General features: G+C 65.9%; 3 protein-coding genes and 1 pseudogene. All 4 read right to left on the bottom strand.

Annotated features, from left to right (window positions below):
• A partial coding sequence (locus tag ABT084_RS38125; protein WP_502969304.1) for an AMP-binding protein occupies window positions 1-471 on the bottom strand: 471 nt, incomplete at its 3' end.
• 84 nt (window positions 472-555) lie between these two features.
• A pseudogene (locus tag ABT084_RS37770) lies at window positions 556-1,896 on the bottom strand (condensation domain-containing protein); the annotation flags it as partial.
• A 330-nt stretch (window positions 1,897-2,226) separates the two neighbouring features.
• Entirely contained in the window at window positions 2,227-2,355 is a 129-nt protein-coding gene (locus tag ABT084_RS37765; protein WP_351054346.1) for a hypothetical protein, read from the bottom strand.
• A 570-nt stretch (window positions 2,356-2,925) separates the two neighbouring features.
• Window positions 2,926-3,250 (bottom strand): phosphopantetheine-binding protein (locus tag ABT084_RS37760; protein ID WP_351054344.1); only part of this gene is annotated, 325 nt, incomplete at its 5' end.

Below are 3,250 nucleotides of genomic sequence, written 5' to 3'. Positions count from 1 at the left end.
CACAATCCCCGCATGCGAAACCACCACACCCTTGGGACGCCCCGTCGAACCCGACGTGAAAATCACATACGCCGGATGCCCCGCCAACACCACACGCTCAACCGCATCACCGGCGAGCCCCGCAATCGCCGGGTCCTCCACCAGCACCCGGCCCACACCCGCAGGCAGCACACCCGCCAACGCATCCGTGGTCACGACAACGGACGCGCCAGCCGCCTCCAGCACATACCCGACCCGCTCCGCCGGATACTCCGGATCCACCGGGAGGTAGGCACCACCAGCCTTCACCACGGCCAGTAGCGCCACCACCATCTCAACACCACGCTCAAGACACACCCCGACCACACACTCAGGGCCCACACCAAGCGCAATCAGATGCCGGGCCAGACGATTCGCCCGCGCATCCAACTCACCATACGAAACCTCAACACCCTCAAACACCACAGCAACCGCACCAGGCGACTCCGCCACACGAGCCTCAAACAACTCCGGCAACGTCAACGGAGCAACATCAACAGCCGTGTCATTCCACTCCGTCAGCACCCGACGACGTTCCACATCATCGAGCACGTCAACTCGGCTCAGACGCAGCTGCGGTTCGTCGGCCAGTGTCCGCACCACCCGCTCCCACCACACCACAACCCGCTCGACCGACTCCACATCGAACAGATCCGCCGCCCCGATCAGCCAGCCACGCAACCCAGCCGGCGCCCCGGCCGCATCGAACTCCTCCCGGATGTCCATCTCAAGGTCGAACTTCGCCGCAGAAAGCCCGCTCGCCATACCCGCCGTCTCCAGGCCCGGCAGACTCAGCGACGCCTCCCCCGTGTTGTTGAGCGAAAGCATCACCTGAAACAGAGGGTGCCGCGCCCTCGCACGGACCGGCGCCAGCTCCTCGACCAGACGCTCGAACGGCACATCCTGATGATCAAACGCCGACAGACCCGCCTCCCGAACCCGGCCCAGCACCTCACGGAAAGACGGATCACCCGACAGATCCGTACGCAGCACCAGGGAGTTGACGAAGAACCCGACCAGGTCGTCCAGCGCCTCGTCCGTACGGCCCGCGCTCGCCGAACCGATGGGGATGTCCGTACCAGCGCCCAGCCGGGACAGCAGCACCGCAAGCGCGGCCTGCAGCACCATGAACACGGTCACACCCTCGGCCCGCGCCAGCTCCACGACCCGCGCATGCACCCCGGACGGAATCTCCAGCGGCACCCGATGACCACGGCCACTCGCCAGCACCGGACGCGCCCGGTCAAAGGGCAGCCCCAACTCCTCCGGAGCGCCGGCCAACACGCCACGCCAGTAAGCCAGCTGAATCGCCAGCACGCTCTCCGGATCGCCCGCCTCACCCAGCATCTCCCGCTGCCACAGCGCATAATCGGCATACTGCACCGGAAGCGGCTCCCACCCCGGAGCCCGGCCCGAACAACGCGCCGCATAAGCAACCGACACATCACGCCCCAACGGCCCCATCGACCACCCATCACCAGCAATGTGATGAATAGTCAAAACCAGAGCGTGATCCTCCGGCCCAGCCGAAACCAGGCAAGCCCGAATCGGCACCTCCGCCGCAAGATCGAACACATACCGCGCCGCGTCACCGACCGCACCCTCCAAACCAGCCGACGAGCCCACCTCGGCCAGCGACAACTCCCAGTCCAGCTCCTCCAGAGCAAGAATCCGCTGAAAAGGCTCACCGCCCGTAAGCCCGTACACCGTGCGCAACACTTCATGACGCCCGATAACATCCCTCAGCGCCGCATTCAACGCCCCGGCATTCACCCGACCCGACAAACGCAGCGCCACAGGAAGGTTGTACGTCGCGCTCGGCCCCTCCAACTGATCAACGAACCACAACCGACGCTGCGCAAAGGACAACGGAAACATCAGGACCCCTCCTGGTTACGTCCTGGCCGCAACGTCGGCCTAGTCTGACTTTTGATATTCAGGCTGCTGTGCAAGTGCCCTTTGGATGCAGAGCCTGCCGCCTACGGGCATGCGGTATCTCGCGCCCTCGGTAAGCGAATTCACGGCTTGCCGAGCCCAGGAGGTCGGCGCGATTGACCGAGTCGGCTGGGGTGCTGCCTAAGGAGTGGTCATTGGATCTCCGCACTCGGCATGCCCTGCGTATGTCCGCGCCTCGCCATGCAAGGGCCTGCCGAGCAGACGGTCGAGGCCATCGACCACGACCGGGCCGTGGCACAGCTGCCGACTATTTCACTTCCATCGCCGTGAACCGGTCCAGCCGTCGAGCGCCGTGGCGACGGCCGACCAGACGGAATGCCGTCCCCCGTCGTCGACCAGACCCAGGCAGCCGGAACCCGGATCGTGGAACAGATTCGCCACGACGCATTCCCTTCCATGAAGCAAACCAGTGGGATGGTGCCATAGATGACGGTGACGGCTGTTCCCGTTGAACACCCGCACCGTCCGATGGAGGCTTATCGGCGATCCACCACGGCTCAACGCGACCCACTATCTCCCAGGCCCACACGACGATCAATGATCACCGTCGGCTGGTGCCTGCGGCCGGGGCACCGCCGGTGCCCCGGCTTTTTCGAACCCTGCATGGTGTTCCTGGCAGCCAGATTCGGTATGACAGCCTCTCCCTCCAGCTGTGTCCCGGGTGATCCAAAAGAGCCGGTCACAGCGGCGAGCGACGCTGCCTGCCCGGTCCTGTGGCTGCCGATCATTCGGGCCCATTCCCGGACCTCGCAGGCCCGCCCCACGAGCGCGCCCCGCCGACAGAATCTTCCTGTGCAAGTGCGGCCGAGCGGCACTTGAACAGGGGCCCGTCATGGTCCGAAGGGTCCGGAAGCGCGTACGGCCGCCACGCCCGACCGGGGTCGGATGCGGCGGCCGATTGGCCATCGGTACCCCTTGACTGGCCGGGCCCGGGGGCTCGTCAGTCGGCAGTCATCGGTTCCGCCGGTCACGCATCGGGCGCAGGGTCGGCCTGGTTGACTTTGTGTTCCCGATCTGCTGCGCGAACCCGGCTACGGTTGGCGCCTCGAACAGAGCCCGGATCTCGGCCTCGACTCCCATCTCCGCCCGAACCCGGCTGACGAGCTCGGCGGCCAGCAATGAGTGCCCGCCGAGGGCGAAGAAGTCGTCATCGACGCTGACCCGCTCCACACCCAGCACTCTCGCGAAGATCTCGCAGAGGAGTTCTTCCTGCGGGGTCGTGGGCTTTCGGCCGGTGCCTGCCGTGAGCGTGAAGTCGGGGGCGGGCAGGGCCTTG

This window comes from Streptomyces sp. NPDC002138, assembly GCF_040296485.1.
Lineage (GTDB): Bacteria > Actinomycetota > Actinomycetes > Streptomycetales > Streptomycetaceae > Streptomyces.
This window is presented reverse-complemented; position numbering and strand designations above follow the sequence as displayed.